This window comes from Fodinibius roseus (genome assembly GCF_900129315.1).
In the GTDB taxonomy this organism is placed as follows: Bacteria; Bacteroidota; Rhodothermia; order Balneolales; family Balneolaceae; genus Fodinibius; species Fodinibius roseus.
On sequence record NZ_FQUS01000029.1, the window covers coordinates 1 to 19,486 of the forward strand.

General features: G+C 38.4%; 19 protein-coding genes. All 19 read right to left on the minus strand.

All coding sequences use genetic code 11. From position 1 onward, the window contains the following. Positions 1–18: 18 nt before the first annotated feature. On the minus strand, positions 19–1,158 hold the full coding sequence (locus BUB16_RS18915; RefSeq protein ID WP_073068020.1) for an SIR2 family protein: 1,140 nt from the start codon (positions 1,156–1,158) through the stop codon (positions 19–21). Between the two features lie 389 nt (positions 1,159–1,547). Then, positions 1,548–4,184: a DEAD/DEAH box helicase family protein gene (locus tag BUB16_RS18920; RefSeq protein WP_073068022.1), complete on the minus strand. Its 2,637-nt coding sequence runs from the start codon at positions 4,182–4,184 to the stop codon at positions 1,548–1,550. A gap of 2 nt (positions 4,185–4,186) precedes the next feature. Continuing rightward, positions 4,187–6,118 carry a DNA methyltransferase gene (locus BUB16_RS18925; protein WP_073068070.1) on the minus strand — a complete coding sequence of 644 codons (1,932 nt, stop codon included), beginning with the start codon at positions 6,116–6,118 and terminating at the stop codon, positions 4,187–4,189. 62 nt (positions 6,119–6,180) lie between these two features. Continuing rightward, a complete protein-coding gene (locus tag BUB16_RS18930) occupies positions 6,181–6,657 on the minus strand; it encodes a JAB domain-containing protein (RefSeq protein ID WP_073068024.1) in 477 nt (158 codons plus the stop codon). A gap of 81 nt (positions 6,658–6,738) precedes the next feature. After that, positions 6,739–6,924: a hypothetical protein gene (locus BUB16_RS21670; protein WP_073068027.1), complete on the minus strand. Its 186-nt coding sequence runs from the start codon at positions 6,922–6,924 to the stop codon at positions 6,739–6,741. A gap of 39 nt (positions 6,925–6,963) precedes the next feature. Beyond that, a complete protein-coding gene (locus BUB16_RS21295) occupies positions 6,964–7,212 on the minus strand; it encodes a hypothetical protein (RefSeq protein WP_211483236.1) in 249 nt (82 codons plus the stop codon). Positions 7,213–7,220: 8 nt separating this feature from the next. After that, complete coding sequence (locus tag BUB16_RS18940) at positions 7,221–8,207, minus strand: DUF3871 family protein (protein WP_073068029.1); 987 nt, start codon at positions 8,205–8,207, stop codon at positions 7,221–7,223. Between the two features lie 84 nt (positions 8,208–8,291). Further along, complete coding sequence (locus BUB16_RS18945; protein WP_073068031.1) at positions 8,292–8,651, minus strand: hypothetical protein; 360 nt, start codon at positions 8,649–8,651, stop codon at positions 8,292–8,294. Positions 8,652–9,730: 1,079 nt separating this feature from the next. Further along, positions 9,731–10,264 (minus strand): MarR family transcriptional regulator, encoded by a 534-nt coding sequence (locus BUB16_RS18950; RefSeq protein ID WP_073068034.1) that lies wholly within the window; start codon positions 10,262–10,264, stop codon positions 9,731–9,733. After that, positions 10,257–10,541 (minus strand): helix-turn-helix domain-containing protein, encoded by a 285-nt coding sequence (locus BUB16_RS18955; RefSeq protein ID WP_073068036.1) that lies wholly within the window; start codon positions 10,539–10,541, stop codon positions 10,257–10,259. Before BUB16_RS18955 ends, BUB16_RS18950 begins: the two co-directional genes overlap by 8 nt. Positions 10,542–10,601: 60 nt before the next feature. Then, the gene (locus BUB16_RS18960; protein WP_073068038.1) at positions 10,602–12,116 is read right to left on the minus strand and encodes a DNA primase family protein; all 1,515 of its coding nucleotides are present in this window, start codon (positions 12,114–12,116) and stop codon (positions 10,602–10,604) included. A gap of 2 nt (positions 12,117–12,118) precedes the next feature. Then, positions 12,119–12,403, minus strand: coding sequence for a helix-turn-helix domain-containing protein (locus BUB16_RS18965; protein ID WP_073068040.1), 285 nt, complete (start codon positions 12,401–12,403; stop codon positions 12,119–12,121). Between the two features lie 118 nt (positions 12,404–12,521). Next, positions 12,522–13,358: a hypothetical protein gene (locus BUB16_RS18970; protein WP_073068042.1), complete on the minus strand. Its 837-nt coding sequence runs from the start codon at positions 13,356–13,358 to the stop codon at positions 12,522–12,524. Positions 13,359–13,367: 9 nt separating this feature from the next. Continuing rightward, positions 13,368–14,684: a site-specific integrase gene (locus BUB16_RS18975; RefSeq protein ID WP_073068044.1), complete on the minus strand. Its 1,317-nt coding sequence runs from the start codon at positions 14,682–14,684 to the stop codon at positions 13,368–13,370. Between the two features lie 446 nt (positions 14,685–15,130). Beyond that, positions 15,131–15,490: a DUF952 domain-containing protein gene (locus tag BUB16_RS18980; protein ID WP_084088440.1), complete on the minus strand. Its 360-nt coding sequence runs from the start codon at positions 15,488–15,490 to the stop codon at positions 15,131–15,133. Positions 15,491–15,601: 111 nt separating this feature from the next. After that, on the minus strand, positions 15,602–16,558 hold the full coding sequence (locus BUB16_RS18985; RefSeq protein WP_073068046.1) for a succinylglutamate desuccinylase/aspartoacylase family protein: 957 nt from the start codon (positions 16,556–16,558) through the stop codon (positions 15,602–15,604). Between the two features lie 18 nt (positions 16,559–16,576). Further along, positions 16,577–17,464: a 30S ribosomal protein S6--L-glutamate ligase gene (gene rimK, locus BUB16_RS18990; RefSeq protein WP_073068048.1), complete on the minus strand. Its 888-nt coding sequence runs from the start codon at positions 17,462–17,464 to the stop codon at positions 16,577–16,579. Positions 17,465–17,487: 23 nt separating this feature from the next. Beyond that, positions 17,488–17,928, minus strand: a complete 441-nt coding sequence (locus BUB16_RS18995) for an ATP-dependent zinc protease family protein (protein WP_073068050.1) — start codon at positions 17,926–17,928, stop codon at positions 17,488–17,490. A 291-nt stretch (positions 17,929–18,219) separates the two neighbouring features. Next, positions 18,220–19,485, minus strand: coding sequence for a hypothetical protein (locus BUB16_RS19000; RefSeq protein WP_073068052.1), 1,266 nt, complete (start codon positions 19,483–19,485; stop codon positions 18,220–18,222). Position 19,486: the final 1 nt, after the last annotated feature.

Consider the following 19,486-nt stretch of genomic DNA (forward strand, 5'->3'; position numbering starts at 1 on the left):
CGCTTGACCCAATGACCATTAACCGCTAATATCGCTGATGGAAAGTGGCACTATATGCTCCGAAATGAGTGGCACCATATGACCGAAATAGCCACTATTATCATCTATAATTCCATATGCATGGATAATTAGCGTTAAGTTTGGATTATAAAGACCGGTTCTGATTATATCATTGATATGCTCATCTAAAAATGAATAACCCACTAATACTAGGGTATTTTGTGTTTCTGATAGGTTTTTAGAAAAGTAACGAAATAACTCGCTATACGGTAAATCTAATGAATAGGATTTCTTAGTCTGTATAGGATAGATTACTAAAGACTCATAATTAAAGTCGTCCTTATCAAAGTTATCCGATACTTGAACTTCTTTTATTTTATAAAGGTCATCTAAATTATCAGAGTATTGCCAAGAAATGCTTCCATGAAGTTTATATAGGTTAAGATAAGTACCAAGTTTTTTATTCTTACCAGTCTTATCTTGCTTAATGTATCTTTCATTATAGAAAGTATCCGGATCAAATTTTCTCAGATGGGTACCTCTAAAACCATTGTTGTAACTAACTCCAATTTTTTCACAAGAGTTTTCAAAGGCTAAATCATAATTTAGGGTGAATATATTCGGTCTATTTAGCTCCTCTTTACGGCTAATAATTTTATTTATAAATAATGTATGATCTTCCAATTTTGATTGATAATAATCCTTAGGAAATGGGATAAAACCCTCAATAAACTGTTCTAAAATTTTTTCAAAATAATCCTTAATCTCCTCTGCTATGTCTTCATCTTCCACATTATTTAAATAGTATAGGTACTCTTGATTAATGCGATCAAATTTATCTTCTAATAAGTCATCACTATCTAAATATTTAATTAATTGTTTAATGTGATCTTTTGGATCATCAATTTCTCTTAGTTCATTTAAAACACCATTAAATGGATTTTCATCTGAATCATTTATCGTTTCACCACCTAAGCTAACTGATGTACCAGATCCGCAAAGAAAATTTAAATTTTCATTCAAATAGTACTTACCTAAGCGTTCAATAGGAATGCTCTCATTTTCCCTGAATACTTCATCTATATCAGATTCTTCATATAGCTCATCAGGAAATTCAATTTCCTCAGTTTCTCCATCAATAGTTACTTTATTTATCATCTTTAGGTGATCTTGCCATATAAATAGAATTATTTTACTTATACCAACGTAATAGATAATTATACTAAAATGTGAAAGAACTTGAAATTATTAATAAATAGTCTTTTTAGTTGTATGCAGAGTAGATAGGCGTTGTTATACCTATGTTTTACCATTATATCATAACTTTATGCATATTACAGACTTTATAGTTCCCCACCCAAACTTAGTATAAGTGGAATAATGTTTGCACCAATATTTGTACCCAAACCAAAAAACCCTTGCAAACCAATGACTTATAGGGTTAGGGTACGACTGATATTTTAAATTCGTGTCAAAGAATTTTAAATGAGTCTTTAGCTTTAATACCCTCAACAATAAAGCTAAATTTTTTAATAATTTAATTAGCTCTAAACACTGATTATCTTCTCAAACTCTTTCTCAAACTCCCGACGACGTTTATTTTCATTATAGAAAGGTAATCCCCACAGTATATACTCTTTGTCTCTCCAGACTGGAATCAGATCGTAGTCATCTTTCAATTCCTCAAGAAACTCTTCCTTCCATTCATCATGCTCAAGAAGGTGATCTCCTTTAGGTTCAATGAATATCTGATAGTGTAAACTCTTTTCGGGATCTTCTTTTTTTAGAAACAATACAAAATCTGGCTCAAAACCTTTCCCATCCTCAAAGTTATAAATTGTGAAATGACTCTCATTCCGCACTAAGTATATTTCATCAAAAGAGGGTTCTAATTTCTCATATACCTTATCTATATATTTGACGAATTTCTTTTCTTCTGATGTACCAAAGTTATCATTAAAAGCATACCATTCTTTTTCTCCTAAAGGTATCATTAAGTCTTCTGACTGTGGATCAGTCTGGGGGATTCCTTTATACCGATCATCCCCCTCATCTTTAGCAACACTGATTTCTTTATCAGAAATGACCTCACTTACAAGCTCACCCTGAAAATCCTTAGTTCCTTTATACTCAACAGTGCCTGACTTTATTTTGGATGCTAACTCATCAAGAACTTGAACAGTAATATCCAGCTTATCAGTTGGAGATAAGTTGTTTAACCGATCTTCTACTCCTGTTACCTCAACTTCAACTCTTGCCAAATAATCTTCTGAATTGATAAACTCAGTGTGCGAAGTTAAATGGGGGAAGTAGTTTTTTAAATTACTAAAATAGTAGAACTGTAAGCGATTCAATGCTTTTTTAACAATTCGCTCTCCAAAATCAGCAATTTTATAATTCTGTCGAGCCGTTTTTAATTGTTTACCACTGGTGTCTTCATAAATGGTAGTGGTAACCATATACCCTGTTCTTAGCTTAACTTTATAAAGATGATTTTGAGCATGTTCATCGAGGCTTTTTATATCCTCTCTTTTATACTTCTTTTTCTGATTCGTATAGATATACCCTTTCTTATACGTAGGCGACTGTTTGAATGATGGTTTAAGGTTAAGGCTAACCTGATAATTTCGCTTAGCTTTTATTCCCACTTCTTCAAGGGCTGTATTGAGCTCATCAATATATCGGGGGTTGTGGGCACTGTGATAGTAAAGCTCCTCACATATTTTCAACTCATATTCTTCTTCATCTCCTACAATATCATACTTTCTCTGATATAAAGGTTGCTCTTCATTTAATTGAAAGGGACAGTATCTTGCTCCTCGTCCAATTAATTGAGCCTCTGACATGGTTGTTTTACCAGGTCTTCCACTCTTAGCATCACGGGTATTGTACAACCTTACGATGTCAAACAGGTTCAATACATCCCATCCTTCATTCAGCTTGTCTACCGCAAAAATACCTCTATACTCATTGTCATCATCTTCTAATGTATTAACGGCAATCTGCTTCTCTTCACTTTCGCTTTTACTGTTAATAGTGAGACATTTATCCTCTGAGAACTCTTCTCGTATTTCTTGTGCAAGGTTTTCCAGTGAAATTGATTTATCCTCGAAATACTGAAAAGCTTCTTTAAGAATAGGGTCAAGGGATGGGTTATTTTTCACCTGTTGTAAATCGTTTCCGCTGAGATCTTTAATTTCTGTTTTAAACTTTTCATAGAAAGCCTCACTATCTTTTATAATACGAGATTTAAATAATATTACTGGCTTAATAAGTATCTGATGGTCTGCAAATACCTTTCGGCGGTATTGACTTAAAATTATTGCCTGAATAGCACGTTCAAACTTCTCTAAATCAGCTTGTAAGACTTTAACCTCTTTTGAGTAACCATCCTTTCTGAATTCTTTCAAGGGGTAGTCCATTATAATCTTATCCTGATACTTCTTTTTTATATCAGGATTCCCTAAATCAATAGTAGCTGTAAATTCTAAAAGAATATTCTCATCATGGGAATTAAAGATCTTAAATACAGTCTGCTCCCAACTTGTGATATTCTCTTTTTCTGCTTCTAAAAGCTTATACCCCTTTTTCGTTTCCGCATTAATATGATGTGCTTCGTCAGAGATTAATACTACCTTTTCATCCTCAAAATCTTCGTAAGTAACTGAATTTTCTCTCGGAGTATTTAACCGTGAATGTAATCCCTGGATTGTTGTAAAAATAATATTTATATCATCTGGGTGTGATGACGAAAAATTATCAACTTCTCGAACTCGTACTCGCTTCTCCCCTATTTGTATATCATCGGCAAATAAATACTTATTAGAAGCATTGTTTAAGAAGTTTTCTCGGGTTTTGTTAATGATATTTGAACTATCTACAAAGAATAAAAAATTACGGTATCCTTCTTCATAAAGGAATAACAGTAATCCAGCCATTATCAGTGTCTTACCGCTCCCCGTCGCCATGTGGAATAAGTTCTGTAGGGGCTGTCCTTTAGGACGATTATCATACTTATTGAGGTAATATATATATCTCCCAAACGCTTCCTGCTGGTAAGGTCTTAGCTGAAACATTGGAGCTAAGTTATTGGGAATGTAGGACGGAACCTGTTTTTTATAAACATCCTCTCCTGCAAACTTTTTGTACGTCTGAAGATCTTTATATAACAACTCTTCTTCCATTCTTAGCCACTGATATTATAAAACTGATGATTTAATTGCTTATCTGATTCGCTAACTTCAAAATCGTTATTATCCATTTCAGAATAATTCACATATAATTGATTCTTGTCTAAAATCTCTAACAGTATTTTTTTCTGATCATCCAAACTCAGTTTTTGGAATTCATCAGCTCTATCATCAAAATCAGTTGTATCTATACGATAACTTAAAAATGCATTTTCAGTCATTTTATTCCATATATTTAAAAGTTCCTCCTGAGTATCAGCATTCTGTATTAGATTAATAAATTGCTCATTAAATTTTTGCATCTCTGTAAAAATAAAGGACCCACCACCTTTCCAATCATAATCATCACTAATACCTGTTTCATCACCTTCAATAGCTTTATTAAGACGTTTTAAGGTCACGGATTCAACATAGTCCATTTGTTCACATATTATATATTGTCTTCCCATTTTATGCGCAACCGATCCTGTTGTGCCACTTCCACCAAAAAAATCTAATACTAAGTCCCCTACATCAGTTGTAATCTTCAATACATCTGCTATTAAATGTGGTGACTTAGGATAACTAAATACCTTATCGTCAAATAATGATTTCAATTCATGAGTGCCAGTTTGCCCAGAATATTTGGATTTATCCCAAATTGTTTTAGGCTTTTCTCCTTCGTAGTCACTTTCCCTCTCTTTTATATAAATACTAAAGCTATCACCAGTTTTCTTCACTTCGATATACTTATCTTTCTTTTTTATAAGAGTCTCTGGACCCCATCTCCAACACCTTTCAATTCCATTAGTATCGATGGGTAATATCTCAATATCATTATCTTTTTCTTTTTTAATCTTTAGTCTTTGTGAATCTGGATTGTAATAAAGTGGATAATATAAACCAGGTCTTTCCTCCTTTTTAGAATTACTCCCACTTCTTCGAAAACCCCTTAATTTATACCTTCCGTATTCATCCTTATATCGAAATTCTGCCAGCTTTTCTTCTGACATTCCTAAAGTATTTAACTCTGCTCTATTAATATCTTTCGCATAAAAAAGCATGTTCTCATGCGCTGTAGGGAAAAAGTTATCATCCTGCCTTCCACCAGGATTATGGACAACTGCAGCAACTCCCATACGGTTCTCTCTGCCATAAATCTCATCTAACATTACTCCAAGATAAAATAGTTCAGCATGATCTATAGAAACAGCAAAAATTCCATTTTCCCGCAATAAATGTTTTGCAACTTCAAGTCTATTTTTCATAAAAGTGAGCCAGGAAGAATGATTAAATGTATTATTATACGCAAAAGTATTAGCCGCACCTCTCGTATTATAAGGCGGATCTATATATATCAATTTTACTTTCCCTGTATAACTCTTTCTTAGGGAGTGCAAAGCCAACAAATTATTTCCCTTAATAACTAAATTATTTTTTTCTGTAATCTCATTAACGTCCTGTTCTCCATCATTATCGAAGAACGTAAAATTTGTGAATACCTTCGGATCAAGTAATCTATCAATCTGATCTGGAGCTAACGTTTCATTCCAAAATATTTCTTCTCTTTTAGCCTCTTCTTCCGTTTGCCCTCCTTCAAGCACACAATCCTTATATGCCCAAGCCAAAGTTACATCTTTTGAGTCAGATAAGTATTCATCACCATTGCTTAATCCAATCTTATTCTTAAAGACTGTATAACTATCGGGTAAAAATTGTTTGTTACTGATAAAGCGTTGAAATTTCTGTGTATCAAATACAAAAGTATCATTTACTTTTTGAAAGAAATGCTCTCTTAATCGATCATTACTTAGGAGTAAATTGAGTAACTTTTCATCTAACTTGAGTCCTAATTCAACAATTTTATTTTTTACTAACTTGTCGTCGATTACAAGGCGTTTATCCTCAGCCAGTACACGTTTTAATTCTTCAAGTAAATTTCTTTGCATGGTTCTTATATGTAAATTATTGTACCAGATTTTGAAAGCAAAAGTAGGAAGGAGAACCCTTCCTACCAAATGATTTCTTTTTCTCTAAATGAAATATAGTTATCCGCCGTGAGTATTACATGATCTTCCACCTCAATACCAAGCATCTTGCCTGATTTCTTAATGCGTTTGGTTAGTTTTTTATCTGCGGATGATGCTTCCAAATTCCCGCTTGGATGATTGTGAGCTAGAATTATAGAAGTAGCATTAGCTAACAAAGCAACCTGAAATACGGAAGCCGGATCAACAATCGTAGCTGTTGCTCCACCAGAGCTTATTTTACTCCAGCCTAGTAGTTTTTTGGCGTTATTTAGGAGCAATACTACGAACTCTTCTCTCAATTGCAGCTGATCTTTATCCCATATTTCACGAAGCACCTGTTCTGCTTGCTTGGGTGAGGTAATTTCTGGGAAAGATTGGGTGGGTTGGTTGTTTTTATATGATAGTTTGACTTCTGCCAGCGTGGGTGACTTTTCAATAAGGGTATCGTTGTTATTCATGGGTCTAATGATTGTACTGTTAAAATTAAAAAAGGGAGCACTGTGGCTCCCCTTCTGGCGGTGACTAATTACGGTTAAGTGCTATGGCTCTTGATCATGATATTCCTCAAGATCAAAGTTCGCCTGCTGGATGCTAATGCAGTAGGTTTTGTCTTCGGCTTTAAACCAAATAAACCCTACGTTATCATCTACCCTGCAAATAGTATCAAGGTTAATATTCCTGAATTTCAACGCTTTCAGGAGTGCGGTTAATAGTTGAATGAGCATAAGAGATTGGATTTACGTTGTTATTATTATTATTGGGGCTCAGACCTGAATGGAGAAATGGTAGTGGTAATATCCCTTGCCGTTTATGATATAGACGAGCTTCAGCTCCGGGGAGACCTTTACTTTTACCACTTCCAGCTCTTCCCCCACCATGTAGCTATCCACGGATTGAATAACATGGACTTTAAATGGGCAGTGAAGCCGGATTAGCCCCCTGCTTTGGGTATGTACTAAGAGGCTATCTGAGCTTGTGTATTTGTTAATGTCATCGATAAGCTTACTTCCCATAGCCACACTTAGTTGAGAAACCAGAAATCGGTATCCTCTTCCAGTGCCTTGGCAATATGAGCAGTAAATTGAGTGGCATTCACGCTCCTGTCCAGAAAGGTGTCTATGTAGGAGGATTTGTTAGCCCCTGTAAAGAGATTATACAGGTCCCACAAATTGATACTTCCATCAGACCTGCCCCCAAAGTGATCATTCCTGTAATACTCTTTGGCTACCGTAGCTATCTGGGTATCATTGAGGGAAAGCTCCGGCAGTTGTTTTTTCTGCTTCGATGGCAGGTATTGGTATAGCCTTGCTCTGCCAACTAGCTGTGCAAACTGCTCTTCGGTAAGCTCGAAGTTGTTATATTTTTCTAACTCCTTTATGCATGAATCTATATCAAATTCGGTAATAAGATTATAAATCCTGCCTTCAAGCTCCCTGGCACTGGTTACTTCAAGGGTTTCAGAAAATCCTTTGCCCCATATGCATAGGTTTGTACATATTTTATTAATAAAACCAATACAGATTTTGAAATGCTCAAGGGACCCTTTTTTGCTGTTCATGTTGTCCAAATTGTAGGCTTTAACTCCGCCCACAGTAAGGGAAAGAGAATCTCCCTGTATCTGGTTGGTAATTGAGGGGATCTGGATTACAAAGGCAAGTCTTTCGTAGTACAGGGTCTTCTCATGTTCTTCCAGCTGATCAGCAGGCTTACCTTTGGCAGAGGGGATTCGCCCTTTTACAGGATGAGATATTCTGACATTTGGCTCCAGAATCGTTTCCCCCTCAAAGACATGGTGACATATACCCCTAGCCCTTTCAATGAACTCAGCGTGAGATATAAGCGGCTCATTGTCTTTGACAAACACAGGGATGATATGATTTTCGGCTATCTCCTCTAAACTTGATGAAATGGTGTTTGCTTCGATGAAAGGAGAATCATCATCCGGCAGTGGATTACCATCAGCTTCTGTAGGTTGAAGGTGGTGTTGATTTGATAATTCGATGTCCATGATATATTGTTTTCAGGTTAGAAATAGAAAAGGCGGACCTTATGCCCGCCTTATTACTTTTAGAGATTATGTAGAGCGTCCTTCTTAGAAAGCGACTTTCTGCTGCCGATCTCCCTCAAAGACATGCTCTTCGGTGGATACGCTAACTGGCTCTGGATTATACTGCCAAGAGTGTTCCAGGATGATCTTTTCCCCTGTTTCTGGGATCTCGTATTCATAAGGGTCACAGGGAACTTTTTCGATAGCTCCAGGCATTTCTTTGCCAATTAACTTTTCACACATGGCATCGTCAAAGGTGGAAGCAATCATGGTCTTTCTTGCCGTTGCATAATGTCTTCCTGTTTCCTCAGATTGAACCATTTCTACCTCCCCCTGGAGCTTGAGCATGTTAAAGGGTTCTCCGTTTTCATTGGTAGCTTCTTGATATCCGACTATAGTGATCATTTTATTCTATGATTTAATTTATGTTTGTTATATATGATAAGGCGGGAATGGTTTAAAATTCCCAAAACCAAGGCGGGGTTGGTTTGATGTGGTTCTCGCTTGCGAGAAATAAGGGGGGGGGTATTTTTTTTAGAAAAAATTTTTTAAGAGGCAAACTGCCAAGTCTGGATAGGCAATACGCTATACGTCTTCATTATTTGCAGAATAAATCTTGTCCTATTCACTGCCAACTACATGCGGTTAAATTTTTGTTCTGTAAATAATAAAGATGGTTAGGGGGCTAACGGTTTCTGCTTACCAACCAGTGATACCCAAGACTTGAAATCAAGTCATTAAATGAAAGTATGTAATAACTATGGTATTCTCTATTAATGACGTGATTTCAAAGGTAGACCAAAGGTCGGATAGGTAGTAAGCTATTAGACTTTATCATTTAGAGAATAAAAATATAGCCATATTCACTGCCTGCTACATGGAGTTTTATCTGTTCTGTAAATAAATAAAGAGGTGAGGGGGGCTAAATTTTACCGTTGTTACAACGAATAGCGATTACATCCAATATTATCATTCGCCGGGGGAATTTTCTCTACTGTAAATGAATAAGTGGAGGGGAAATCTCTCGAAAAATGTTTTAGTAAACGAAATAGTCCAAATGTTATATAATTAAAGGAATGCCCTTCTTTGTCATGTTTCCTCCCCCTTTATCATATTTACAGATCAGATGGGGACCTCAAACTCTGCAAAATAATCAAATTAGCATATACCATAGGGTTTCTACACCCTTTGGAATATACCCCCGGCTACTGGAAGTGTCATATTGTATAGATGCCCTTCAAAAATAGATGAGGATTATTTCCCCTTGAAATCCACTTACGGTGGCAGGAACTTGCTCCCGCACTACGTGATAATTTTAAAATAAAAAGGCAGGAATATTCCAGTCTAAAAATGGACTAAGTATGGTTAATGTATAATATTTAAATAGGTATATAATTATATTATAATTACTAATAATAATAGCTAATAAAATAATATACTTATATAGTCCACTTTTGAACTGGAAATTGGTTACCTCAATTTTATCACGTTATAGAAGGACCTGGGTCCTTGTTTTCTTCTATGTCTTCCGGGGGGGTAACCTTATGAGCATCCTCATAGGAAGAAGCTCCATGATAATCATACCTATAGCATAAATCTTTTTTATAGGTTTCAACATCTTTTTTTGGCAGGTCACCAAAATCATATATTTTTTCCAGCGAATTTTTAATGCACTCATAATCAATGGTATACCTGTTGAGCTGTCTAGTACCATCGCTCTCTTCTCTTTTGATTTGTAAATACCCGTCTTCTTCCAACTCTCCTAGATATTTGGCTACAGAGCCTTTACTCATCTGCGTAGCTTCTGTTATCATTGTATATTTTTGGGTAAAACTTTCCCCTTTTTTGCCATGCTTTCTAGCGGTGATGAGCATGTACTCATACAGGAATATTTTTTTGAGATTCCAATCGGGATGATATCCGCCTAACCTGTTAAACTGAATGGCGAATAAATTAATTTTAGATTCTTTCTTCCCTGATTCCCCTTTCCACTCTTTGTAGCTTCCGTGATCATACATAAGTTTCACCTTGATTTTGTAGGTATTCGTCAATTTCTATTTTGTTAAAATAATTCGTGCCTCCAAGCTTTCGGGCTTTAATAACACCTTCGGCTTTTAACACACTTATTTGAGAGGTTGACAGGCTTAGGTACTCCGCCAATTCACCTGTACGCAGCCACCTCTTATTGAGTTGAATTTCATTTATTGCCGCTTTCAGTTTTGTTTCCAGGATGTCCATAAATTCCTGTTTGAATTCATCAAGATCCTGTCTTGTCAGTAGTTCTGATTGTTTCATAATTGATTATTTAATTAAAATTCATTCATTAGGTTTTTGAAAGACCTTACACAAGTTACACTAATTCTCTTCGTATAGATGTACGTCATAGTATACACCGTCATTTTTCCGCTTCCTTTGGATTCCATTTCTCATTAAGGCTTGGGAAAATTGTTTAATACCTAAACGGCTATAACCATAATCTAAGCAGTAATTTGAGTATTGTTCATGTAGCTCACTCGATTTTTTTGGATTCTGAAATTCATCTTGAAAATGATAAAGGAAGGAATTAACAGTATCTGATTCCCTACGGTAAGCTTGTAAAATACGGTCAGCACTTTCACATTTTGAGAATTCTTGTTGATTTTCTAACCGGACGAGTCCTTCTAAGACCCAGTTCATAATCCCGGGTAATTCATCTTCAGTAATTTTATCTGCTAAGCGAAGATCTACTTTTTCATCCGGTATATAGATCTCATAATGTATAATGAGGAAGCGTCGGAAAAACCCCTCGGAGTAGTCTTTTGTATCGGGCAGCTGATTACAGTTGAAAGCCAGACGAGCATAATCCTCCATTTCAAAAGGTTTTCCGTATGGATATCTAGCACTAACCTTCTCACCTGATGCCAGTTTTTTGAATATATCAGAATTTACTTTTGTGGATATTTCGCCAGAGTAATTCAGCAAAGCATCGGATAAATCACCAATGAAATAGAGTTTGCTATCTGAGAGAGATTCCAATGTATGGCTACATAAATTTTCTGATCCAAGCAAAGCGGAAGTGATATCCAGCTGGACACTTTTACCGTTTCTGCCAGTTCCATATAAGATAAGTGCTTTCTCGTGTTTGATGTCGGAAAATACAGACCCCAAAAACTCGGCTAATACTTTCTGTTTGTCCTTTTCAGGAATAACGTAATTGAGATATTCCTTGTACATCGGGCATTCTGCCTGCGGATCATATTCATATGGCAGGACATACCTGATGAAGTCGTCAGGGTTATGGTTCCTAAGCGTAAAATTTCCAGAACCGTCAAATTCCAGGGTGCCATTTTGAAAATTTAATAAGGTGCCTTCTGTTTTAGTGGGTTTTATATGAGCGGACTTTTTGAATTGCTCCAATCCTTGTCTTATGAAACTAGCGTCAAGTGCCATTGTTTTGGGAACGCCCAATAGATAGTAGCATTTTTCCAGAAACTTTTGGAAATCAGGTACTGGATATTTATCCCAGCATAAACCGTTAAACACAAAAACAGCACCGTTTCTAGCAGCTAGGGGGTACGACAGTTCCTTAGCTTTTTCGAGTATTTCCCACGTTGATATTACTTTATAGTCTCTTTGGGTTGGATCTTTTCCATCCAGCAGATTTTCTATATCTGCCATCTTATTATTTATTTTTTCTTCATCAGCTTCCTCATTTTCTTTTTTCTTGTGTAGCTTGCTTAATCTTTCCTCTATTTTTTGGCTGTTTGGATGCAGTTTTAATTTAAAATTTATTTTTTCGAGGGATTCCAATATATCCTTTAGGACGTCCTCGGTTTTTTGTTGTGTAACTTGTGTAGGGTTTTCCGAACCTTTTTTGTAATCAGTAAACATAATTACACCTCCGCTGCTATGTAGTTGACATTAAAGAACTCGTCCAGGTCTTCGGCTTTGAAATAGATCTTGCGACCGTTTTTCACATAGGAGATTTGCTCGGTGTCCCTTAAGTACTGTAGATGCCTCCGAGAGACATCTAATATCTCGCATGTCTCTTCAATGGTATAGTAGTCTTTGCGATTTGTTTTCTTGATTATTTCGGGGAGCTTGTCGGAAACTGTTTTTTCAACAGCTTTTTGAATAATCTCCTCAAGCTCATCTTTTGTGGGTATAAATGTATGCATGATGTTACTCGTTTTGTTGAAAATTTAATTCAACAGTAGAGTAACAGATAAGCTAAAAGAGCTCGATTGCAAGCTTATTGAAAGGTTGTTGCAATCTTATTTGAATATTCGAATTGCGTTATTTTGTTGTGCGTGAGTAGTAAAATTGCAACCAACTTTGCTCCCAGTTTTTGAGTGTATTATCATGATCGGGGAAAGAAATTTTCTTTTTCTTCAACTCCTTTTTAGCTGAAGCTCTTGGGTAACTTACTCCTTGATATTCATTCCAATGGATTAGATAATTGTAGATTAAATCTTGTGAGTAGCTGGCTCTTTCGGCAAACTTTTTTGAGAACTCTTTTATGAGGTTTTTGATAGAAGGTGGTAATTGACCCTCTGAAGAGTTAAGTTGTTCTTCAATTTTATTGAATTCAGATAATAGTAGGTGTATTTCAAATGTTTCATTAACTCGAAACTCATTTAGGTGACTGCCGCTGGAAGGATCAGCTGATATTTTAGTATAACTTTTTTGGGATTTCCCATTTCGGTCTCTATTTAAAATTTCCTTACATATTTCAGGTGTAAATGCCGTTAAGTCTAAATTTTCGTTTAGTTTAGATAATCTGTTAGCTCTCGTATTTTCTATTCTCTTCTCAAGATAGATTTTACGTTGTTTTAAATATTTATCTTGATCAGCTTTGTTTTGGAAGCTATTAATCTTTTGTGTCGCTTGTTTTACATGATAGTTAAGTAATATTTTATACGCCTCTTTCTGCTTTTTTCTGACCTTTTTGAAATCTTCCTCTTTCATTCTACCTAACTTATACAAAGCCAAAGGAATATCAGATGCTTCCTCCGACGGTAAGTGCTTATTTATTTCAAATAGGCTTACTCTCTCATCTTCTGGATACTGAGTCGGAAGAGTTTCACCATTATCCCAATCTTCAAATGTATATTGTTTTTTTGATTTACTCATGATTAGGTGCTAACTGAATAACTTGTTCATGCTTTTATCTAACAGCTCTTCGTCAAAAGTTTTAAGGTATTCCTCCGTTACTTTTAAATCAGAATGTCCTAATGCCTTGCTAATGGCATATAAATCCATTCCTTTTTTCAGGGCATAGTGAGCAAAGGAATGGCGGCTCACGTGAAAGGATATATTAGCCTGTATTCCCGCTTTTCCTGCAATGATTTTTAGGCGTTTGTTTGCCTGGACATTCTTACTGCTGATTTTTCTACGCAATTCCATCGGATCTTCATAATGCTCATCCAGGATAGGGAAAATATACTCATTTGCATGCGATTGTGCATATTGGTGAATCATAGGCATTAACAGGTCCATTGGGTCAACGGCTTTTTGTAATGTATCCTTAGGATCCCTTCTGGAGAGTATGATATACTGACCACAATTTGTAACATAGTGCAACAACAGCTGATACATTGGAGGGAGCTGATTAATGCTTTTTTGTTTCCCGGTCTTATTCATTGCATAAACCAGCCGCCCATCAATGAGGTTTCCCCATGTCAGGCAGCATAAATCTCCAAAGCGAATACCCGCATTATAAAATGAATACATAAAATAATTACGCGTATGCCACACCTTAGAACCTTTTTCCAAATTCAGATTTTCAATAGCCGAAATCTGGTCAAATGATAATTTTATTTTATTACTAGTTCTCTTTGGTTCCACCTTATCAACCCTGGAAAAGGGATCTTGTTTTATTTCTTCATTTTTGAAGAGCCAGTCTGTCATTCCTTTCAACCGCTGTATTTTTTTGCGGACCGTGTTATTAGCATTCCCCACTTCGGTAAGAAGATAATCTTGAAAATCCTCAATCCACTGGGAGTCCAGGTTGTTAAGTTGATCGGGCTTTTTACGGTCTTTGATGAAGGATTTTAAATTACCAAGCACTACTTTAAAATGCCTGCGAGCCCAATACCTGTCTTCATCCTGTAGATATGTTCGGTATATTTCTCCCTGGTTAATAATAGAACGGTTATCCTTATCCTCAGAAATAGCGTCAAGCAGGGTATCTTTACTTAGGTTGCCATTTATTTCTAAATCATCTCTAACAGTTTCAACTTCACGATATAACCGCCGGAGCTTGATATTTATATGTTTATATCGACGGTGTGACCCCTTGACCTCTTGCTCCTTATTATCCCAGTCTTTTTGCTTGACCCAAAAACCAGTACTCCTGTAACTGGACTTTCTATTTTCTGTGATCCGTAAATAGATAGGAATAGTGCCATCATCTCGCTGTCGTCTTTTGAGAAGAGTAAAGTTTATTGTTAGTCCCATGATCTCTGTATGGATTATTATCTGTTTATAACAAGGACAAAATTGTTACAAACAATAAGTGTATTATTTTACTAATAGTCAATGAAGAGCAGTACAATTATTGGTTTATGATCTTTAAAAAGGGATATTCAGAGAAGCCTAAGGAGGAGTACCCTAATATTTAAGTTCTGCATTACCCACACCCCAAAGGCCTTTAATCATATTAAGGGTCTTTTTTTGCTGAACTTTGCCCAGATTTTGAGTTCTGCGATAATTCCGTTGTACTTGCGTTCCCACGCAAGCTTCAACTGACATTTTTCGACTTTTGGGGTTATAATGTATTGTCGGAGGATGACTGTTTTCTACAGCTCATCCGATTTCGGAATAAACCTCATTTGGAAAGGCCACAAATACGGTATCTCCAATACGAAACGAGTGCATTGACATGTGAATGGGGCGGGATCCGGTTATGTCCTGGAGCTGAAAGCAATGTTAAAATCCCCGTTGTCCTCAGCATAAATAGTAAGTTTATCCATAATGGCATCTATATTCAGGGGGCCATAAATATGAGGATATTTTTCTCCGGTCTGTTCATCCATATCATATTTCACATCGGAGCTGAGCGTTGAAATATCAATAATAAGCAACAATATTTCATCCCGGTCAGGAAAAATCCGGTTCGCCGTTGCTTCAATCTGTGTTCCTTTAGAGCAGTGTATAAACCCCTTGCTATCAAGAGATTCAGGCTGGTATCTATTATTTACTTTATGATCCTGAAAGTATTCTTCTGTGGTGACATGGAAAATTAAATCGTCTCGCATATCCATTTTTTTAATCGTTTAAAGGTCTACTTCACAGCCGTCGGGCCGGGAAGAACAACAATACCTGCTAAAAAGCAGATAAATATTCCAATTAGTTTTGTGCCGGATGGTCTTATCTCAAACCGTTTTTATAAAATCACATGCTATATGAACCAGAGCATCTCCTTTGTACACAACCGGGGCGTTGTTAATGCCGATAATGCGCCCTTTCTCCGGACTCTTAACTTCGGCCCAAAGTGCTCCATAGGGATCGCTTATGTATCCCAACAGCTGATCTTTCTCCACATGCTCGCCCAGCTCTGCTTTGTGCTGGAAAAGCCCGCCATATTCAGCACGGATCCACGGAGAGGCCTCATAGATTTCCGTATCCTGACCTTCCTGGGGCTCCGATATCATCCCGAGGTATGTCATAAGCCGCAGTGTTCCGTCAATTCCTTCCTGGATAGCGAATTCATCAAATCGCAGCGTCTCGCCCCCTTCGAAAACCAAAATGGGCGTTCCCTCATCCTGGGCGGCTTTGCGAAACGTATTATCAAGTACGGATGAATCAATAATCAGAGGAGGAGAAAAAGCTTTTGCTATGTCACGGTTTGCTTCTACGGCCCATTCACACCGAATTTGCGGGTAATTAGCCCGGGCATCCCCGCCGGTATGGAAATCAACTCCGTAATCGACATGCGGAAGAATCTGCTTCACCAATGTATAAGCCATCAGACTGGCCAGCGAACCTGATTTTGAGCCCGGGAAGCTGCGGTTGATATCTTTTCCATCGGGCAACCCGCGGATGTTCTGGATGAAGCCGTAGGTATTCACCAGGGGCATGACGATGACGGTTCCCTTTTCAGGGATTAACTGGTCGTTATGAATCATCCGCCGCAAAATTTCAACTCCATTGATTTCATCACCATGCAGTCCGCCGGTAAGCAATAATACCGGCCCCTCCTCTTCCGCCCTGTACAGGTGGATGGGAAGATCGATACTGGTATGGGTAGGCAGACGGGCAATATTGAGTTCAATCTCCTTCTCCTCTCCCCGGCCAATACGGTAACCGTTGATTTCTATGATATCAGACATTACTTGATAGTTAATGTGTTAAGAATGAGGGCCGTTTATACTGCGTTTGATAAACGCTACGATTTCACCGGCAATATTTTTCCCGGTGGCCGCCTCAATACCCTGAAGTCCCGGCGAAGAATTAACTTCAAGCGCCAGCGGGCCCCGACTGGACTGTAACATATCCACGCCCGCCACGGAAACGCCCATCGATTCTGCGGCAATCAGAGCCGTTTTTCGCTCTTCAGCGCTCAGCTCTATGAGGGACCCGGAACCACCCCTGTGCAGGTTAGACCGGAACTCTCCCTCCTTCCCTTTCCTTTTCATAGCCCCCACTACCTTCCCATCCACCACAAAGGCCCTGATATCTTCACCTTTAGCTTCTTCAATATATTCCTGGACAATAACACGCGTTTCCATGCTGTGAAAGGCCTGGATGATTGATTCTGCTGCCTGGAACGTGGGTGCCAGTATCACCCCTACTCCCTGGGTTCCCTCAAGAAGCTTCACAATGAGCGGAGGTCCGCCCACCAGCTCTATAATTTTACGGACTTCTGTCGAGTCATTGGTAAAAACCGTTTTGGGCATGCCAACGCCCGAACGAGCCAGTATCTGCAAACTGCGCAGTTTATCACGGGAGCGGACCAGCGCCTGGGATTCAACCGTAGAAAACACTTTCATCATTTCAAACTGCCGGACAACCGCAGAGCCATAAAAAGTCACCGAAGAGCCGATACGGGGAATTACCGCATCAACCCCCGTTACTTTGGTGCCCCTGTAAAGAATACAGGGATTATCCTGCTCGCTGATGATATCACATTTCAGGTGATCCAAAACCGTAGCGATATGCCCCTCATCCTCGATTGCTTCCACCAGTCGGGAAGTTGAATACAGTTTAGCGTTTCGTGATAAAACAACAATGTGCATGTAGTGTGGAGCCTATGCCCCGTTCATTTTTTTGTTAAATATTTCTTTGAAGGATCTACCAGAAAATGCCCGCTGATCAATTTACGTCCGATCAACACAGGGTAACGCATTTCCGATCGATTCGTCAATGATAATTCCGCTTCCAGCTCCCGGTCCAAAACGCGAATAACGGTCTTAATAATAAATCTCTTCTCGGTCGTACCATTGGAGCTTTTAATCGTCTTTGTCGAATAAACCGGCAGCTTAAATAGCTTGTCGTTGTATATTTCATGGGATGGATCCAGCAGGTTAAACCGGACATATGGCTTGCCATCCTTTTCAAACGATTCAATACGATGGCAGTGCAGGCTCGAAGTATATGCGCCCGTATCTATTTTGGCATCAATATTAACGATATCCCATTCGGGAAAATCGATGGGTTCGAGCCGCCCTATGGTGGCTAAACTTCTTTTATTGCTGCTCATAGCTATTTTAAAATCGGTAAATAAACGGCCTTAAGTATACAAGTTATTCTGCTTTCAATCATATACAGAATGAACTTTTCTTTTGCGCGGGAATAACGTCATAGTAAAAATCCCCGGACCTTTAAAGGTGCCGGGGATTTTGGACCGGTACAGGGTCAAAAACCGGAATTTTTTAGTTATTTATAAACGGTTTTCCATACCCGTGATGCCCTGGTTCCTCGCCTTTGAGAGGGATATGGCGACTTGTAGTCCTCATCAGGAGTTCCGCAAGCGCCTCCTATCCCCTACTTTTCATGCTTTCTTTTTTTCTTTCCCATTTCCTTTGGTCTTTTCCCGGATCAATAAACCGCCTAAAACAATAGCTACCACCGCCGTTATAATCAGAAGGTATGTCATGGTATTTGATTCCGGCTCGGCATGCTCCCCCCATGTATCGGTCTTTTCGGAAATGGTTGCCAACTGGGTATTGGTCATAATGCCGGCCTCGGTAAAGTAGCTGCTCCATTGACGCTCGACCCGGTTCCAGAAATCCCGGAAAGCCTGAAAACGCTCGTAATTTTCTTCACTGGTCCCGTCTCTGCTCTCCGTAATAACGGTATCCAGGTAAGCATTCAGGGAGTTGTTAAACTCTTCTGCATTCTCAAATTCACTAATGGCCACTCCTTTTTCACGCAGGGAATCATGCAGTGTGGCAAACGTTCTTTCCTGCAGCAGCTCATCCCACTTTTGTATGTTAGCCTCTACTTCCCGGGCAAGTTTTCCGGCATCGCTTCCCCCGTAGACTGCAGCTATTTTAGTACCAAGTCTATTCCACATCTGCTCAAAACGCTGCTGGACCGTCTGCATACGCATATAATCCTCAAGGTGTAAATTACTGCTGTTTTCCTCGAGGATATTCAGATTTTCAGCCGAGATATCACGAATCATTTGTAGCGCATTCCCGTCGGAATTCAGACGGGCTTTGGAGTTCATATCCTGCAGCTCCCTGAAGGCCTGCATATCTATCTGCTGGTAGGCTACCACGGTAGAGTCGATAAAGTCCAATACGAGCTGGTCGCGTTCTTCGAGATTTCTCCGGTAGTTACGTACCATTCCCGAAAGCTGTTTTTCACTTTCAATAGACTCTTGCATCGCCTGCTTAAGGGAATCCGCTTCCCGGGTCAACTCATATACATGTTCCTGGTATGCCAGCAAACGAAGCTGCAGCGTGGTAAGCTGGTCATCTTGCCGCTCCATCTTTTGAAGACGACTGGCTGCCAGTGTAGCCGCCTGATTGAGTTCATTCATCATCTCTTCATAGGTTTCGGGATAAAGTGCCTTGTCCAGCAGTTCTTCATGCGGCCGGTACTTTTCATCCAATTCCTGAATACTTTCTTTAATTGCCCGGGCACTGTCGGCAACAGTAACCGTATCGATCTTATTACTGAACTGTTGATACTCTGTTTTAAAATTGCTCTGTATTTCGTAGTCCGACAGTTCCTCCTGCTGGGCCAGTCCCCGGGTCGTACAGAACAGCAGTAATGCGCTAAAGATGGTGATAGGTATTGATAATTTCATA

Excerpts from the sequence above, each read along its gene's own strand:
- BUB16_RS18915 (WP_073068020.1), bottom strand. The coding sequence starts at position 1,158 with ATGATAAATAAAGTAACTATTGATGGAGAAACTGAGGAAATTGAATTT.
- BUB16_RS18920 (WP_073068022.1), bottom strand. The coding sequence starts at position 4,184 with ATGGAAGAAGAGTTGTTATATAAAGATCTTCAGACGTACAAAAAGTTT.
- BUB16_RS18925 (WP_073068070.1), bottom strand. The coding sequence starts at position 6,118 with ATGCAAAGAAATTTACTTGAAGAATTAAAACGTGTACTGGCTGAGGAT.
- BUB16_RS18930 (WP_073068024.1), bottom strand. The coding sequence starts at position 6,657 with ATGAATAACAACGATACCCTTATTGAAAAGTCACCCACGCTGGCAGAA.
- BUB16_RS21670 (WP_073068027.1), bottom strand. The coding sequence starts at position 6,924 with ATGCTCATTCAACTATTAACCGCACTCCTGAAAGCGTTGAAATTCAGG.
- BUB16_RS21295 (WP_211483236.1), bottom strand. The coding sequence starts at position 7,212 with ATGGGAAGTAAGCTTATCGATGACATTAACAAATACACAAGCTCAGAT.
- BUB16_RS18940 (WP_073068029.1), bottom strand. The coding sequence starts at position 8,207 with ATGGACATCGAATTATCAAATCAACACCACCTTCAACCTACAGAAGCT.
- BUB16_RS18945 (WP_073068031.1), bottom strand. The coding sequence starts at position 8,651 with ATGATCACTATAGTCGGATATCAAGAAGCTACCAATGAAAACGGAGAA.
- BUB16_RS18950 (WP_073068034.1), bottom strand. The coding sequence starts at position 10,264 with ATGTATGATCACGGAAGCTACAAAGAGTGGAAAGGGGAATCAGGGAAG.
- BUB16_RS18955 (WP_073068036.1), bottom strand. The coding sequence starts at position 10,541 with ATGAAACAATCAGAACTACTGACAAGACAGGATCTTGATGAATTCAAA.
- BUB16_RS18960 (WP_073068038.1), bottom strand. The coding sequence starts at position 12,116 with ATGTTTACTGATTACAAAAAAGGTTCGGAAAACCCTACACAAGTTACA.
- BUB16_RS18965 (WP_073068040.1), bottom strand. The coding sequence starts at position 12,403 with ATGCATACATTTATACCCACAAAAGATGAGCTTGAGGAGATTATTCAA.
- BUB16_RS18970 (WP_073068042.1), bottom strand. The coding sequence starts at position 13,358 with ATGAGTAAATCAAAAAAACAATATACATTTGAAGATTGGGATAATGGT.
- BUB16_RS18975 (WP_073068044.1), bottom strand. The coding sequence starts at position 14,684 with ATGGGACTAACAATAAACTTTACTCTTCTCAAAAGACGACAGCGAGAT.
- BUB16_RS18980 (WP_084088440.1), bottom strand. The coding sequence starts at position 15,490 with ATGGATATGCGAGACGATTTAATTTTCCATGTCACCACAGAAGAATAC.
- BUB16_RS18985 (WP_073068046.1), bottom strand. The coding sequence starts at position 16,558 with ATGTCTGATATCATAGAAATCAACGGTTACCGTATTGGCCGGGGAGAG.
- rimK (WP_073068048.1), bottom strand. The coding sequence starts at position 17,464 with ATGCACATTGTTGTTTTATCACGAAACGCTAAACTGTATTCAACTTCC.
- BUB16_RS18995 (WP_073068050.1), bottom strand. The coding sequence starts at position 17,928 with ATGAGCAGCAATAAAAGAAGTTTAGCCACCATAGGGCGGCTCGAACCC.
- BUB16_RS19000 (WP_073068052.1), bottom strand. The coding sequence starts at position 19,485 with ATGAAATTATCAATACCTATCACCATCTTTAGCGCATTACTGCTGTTC.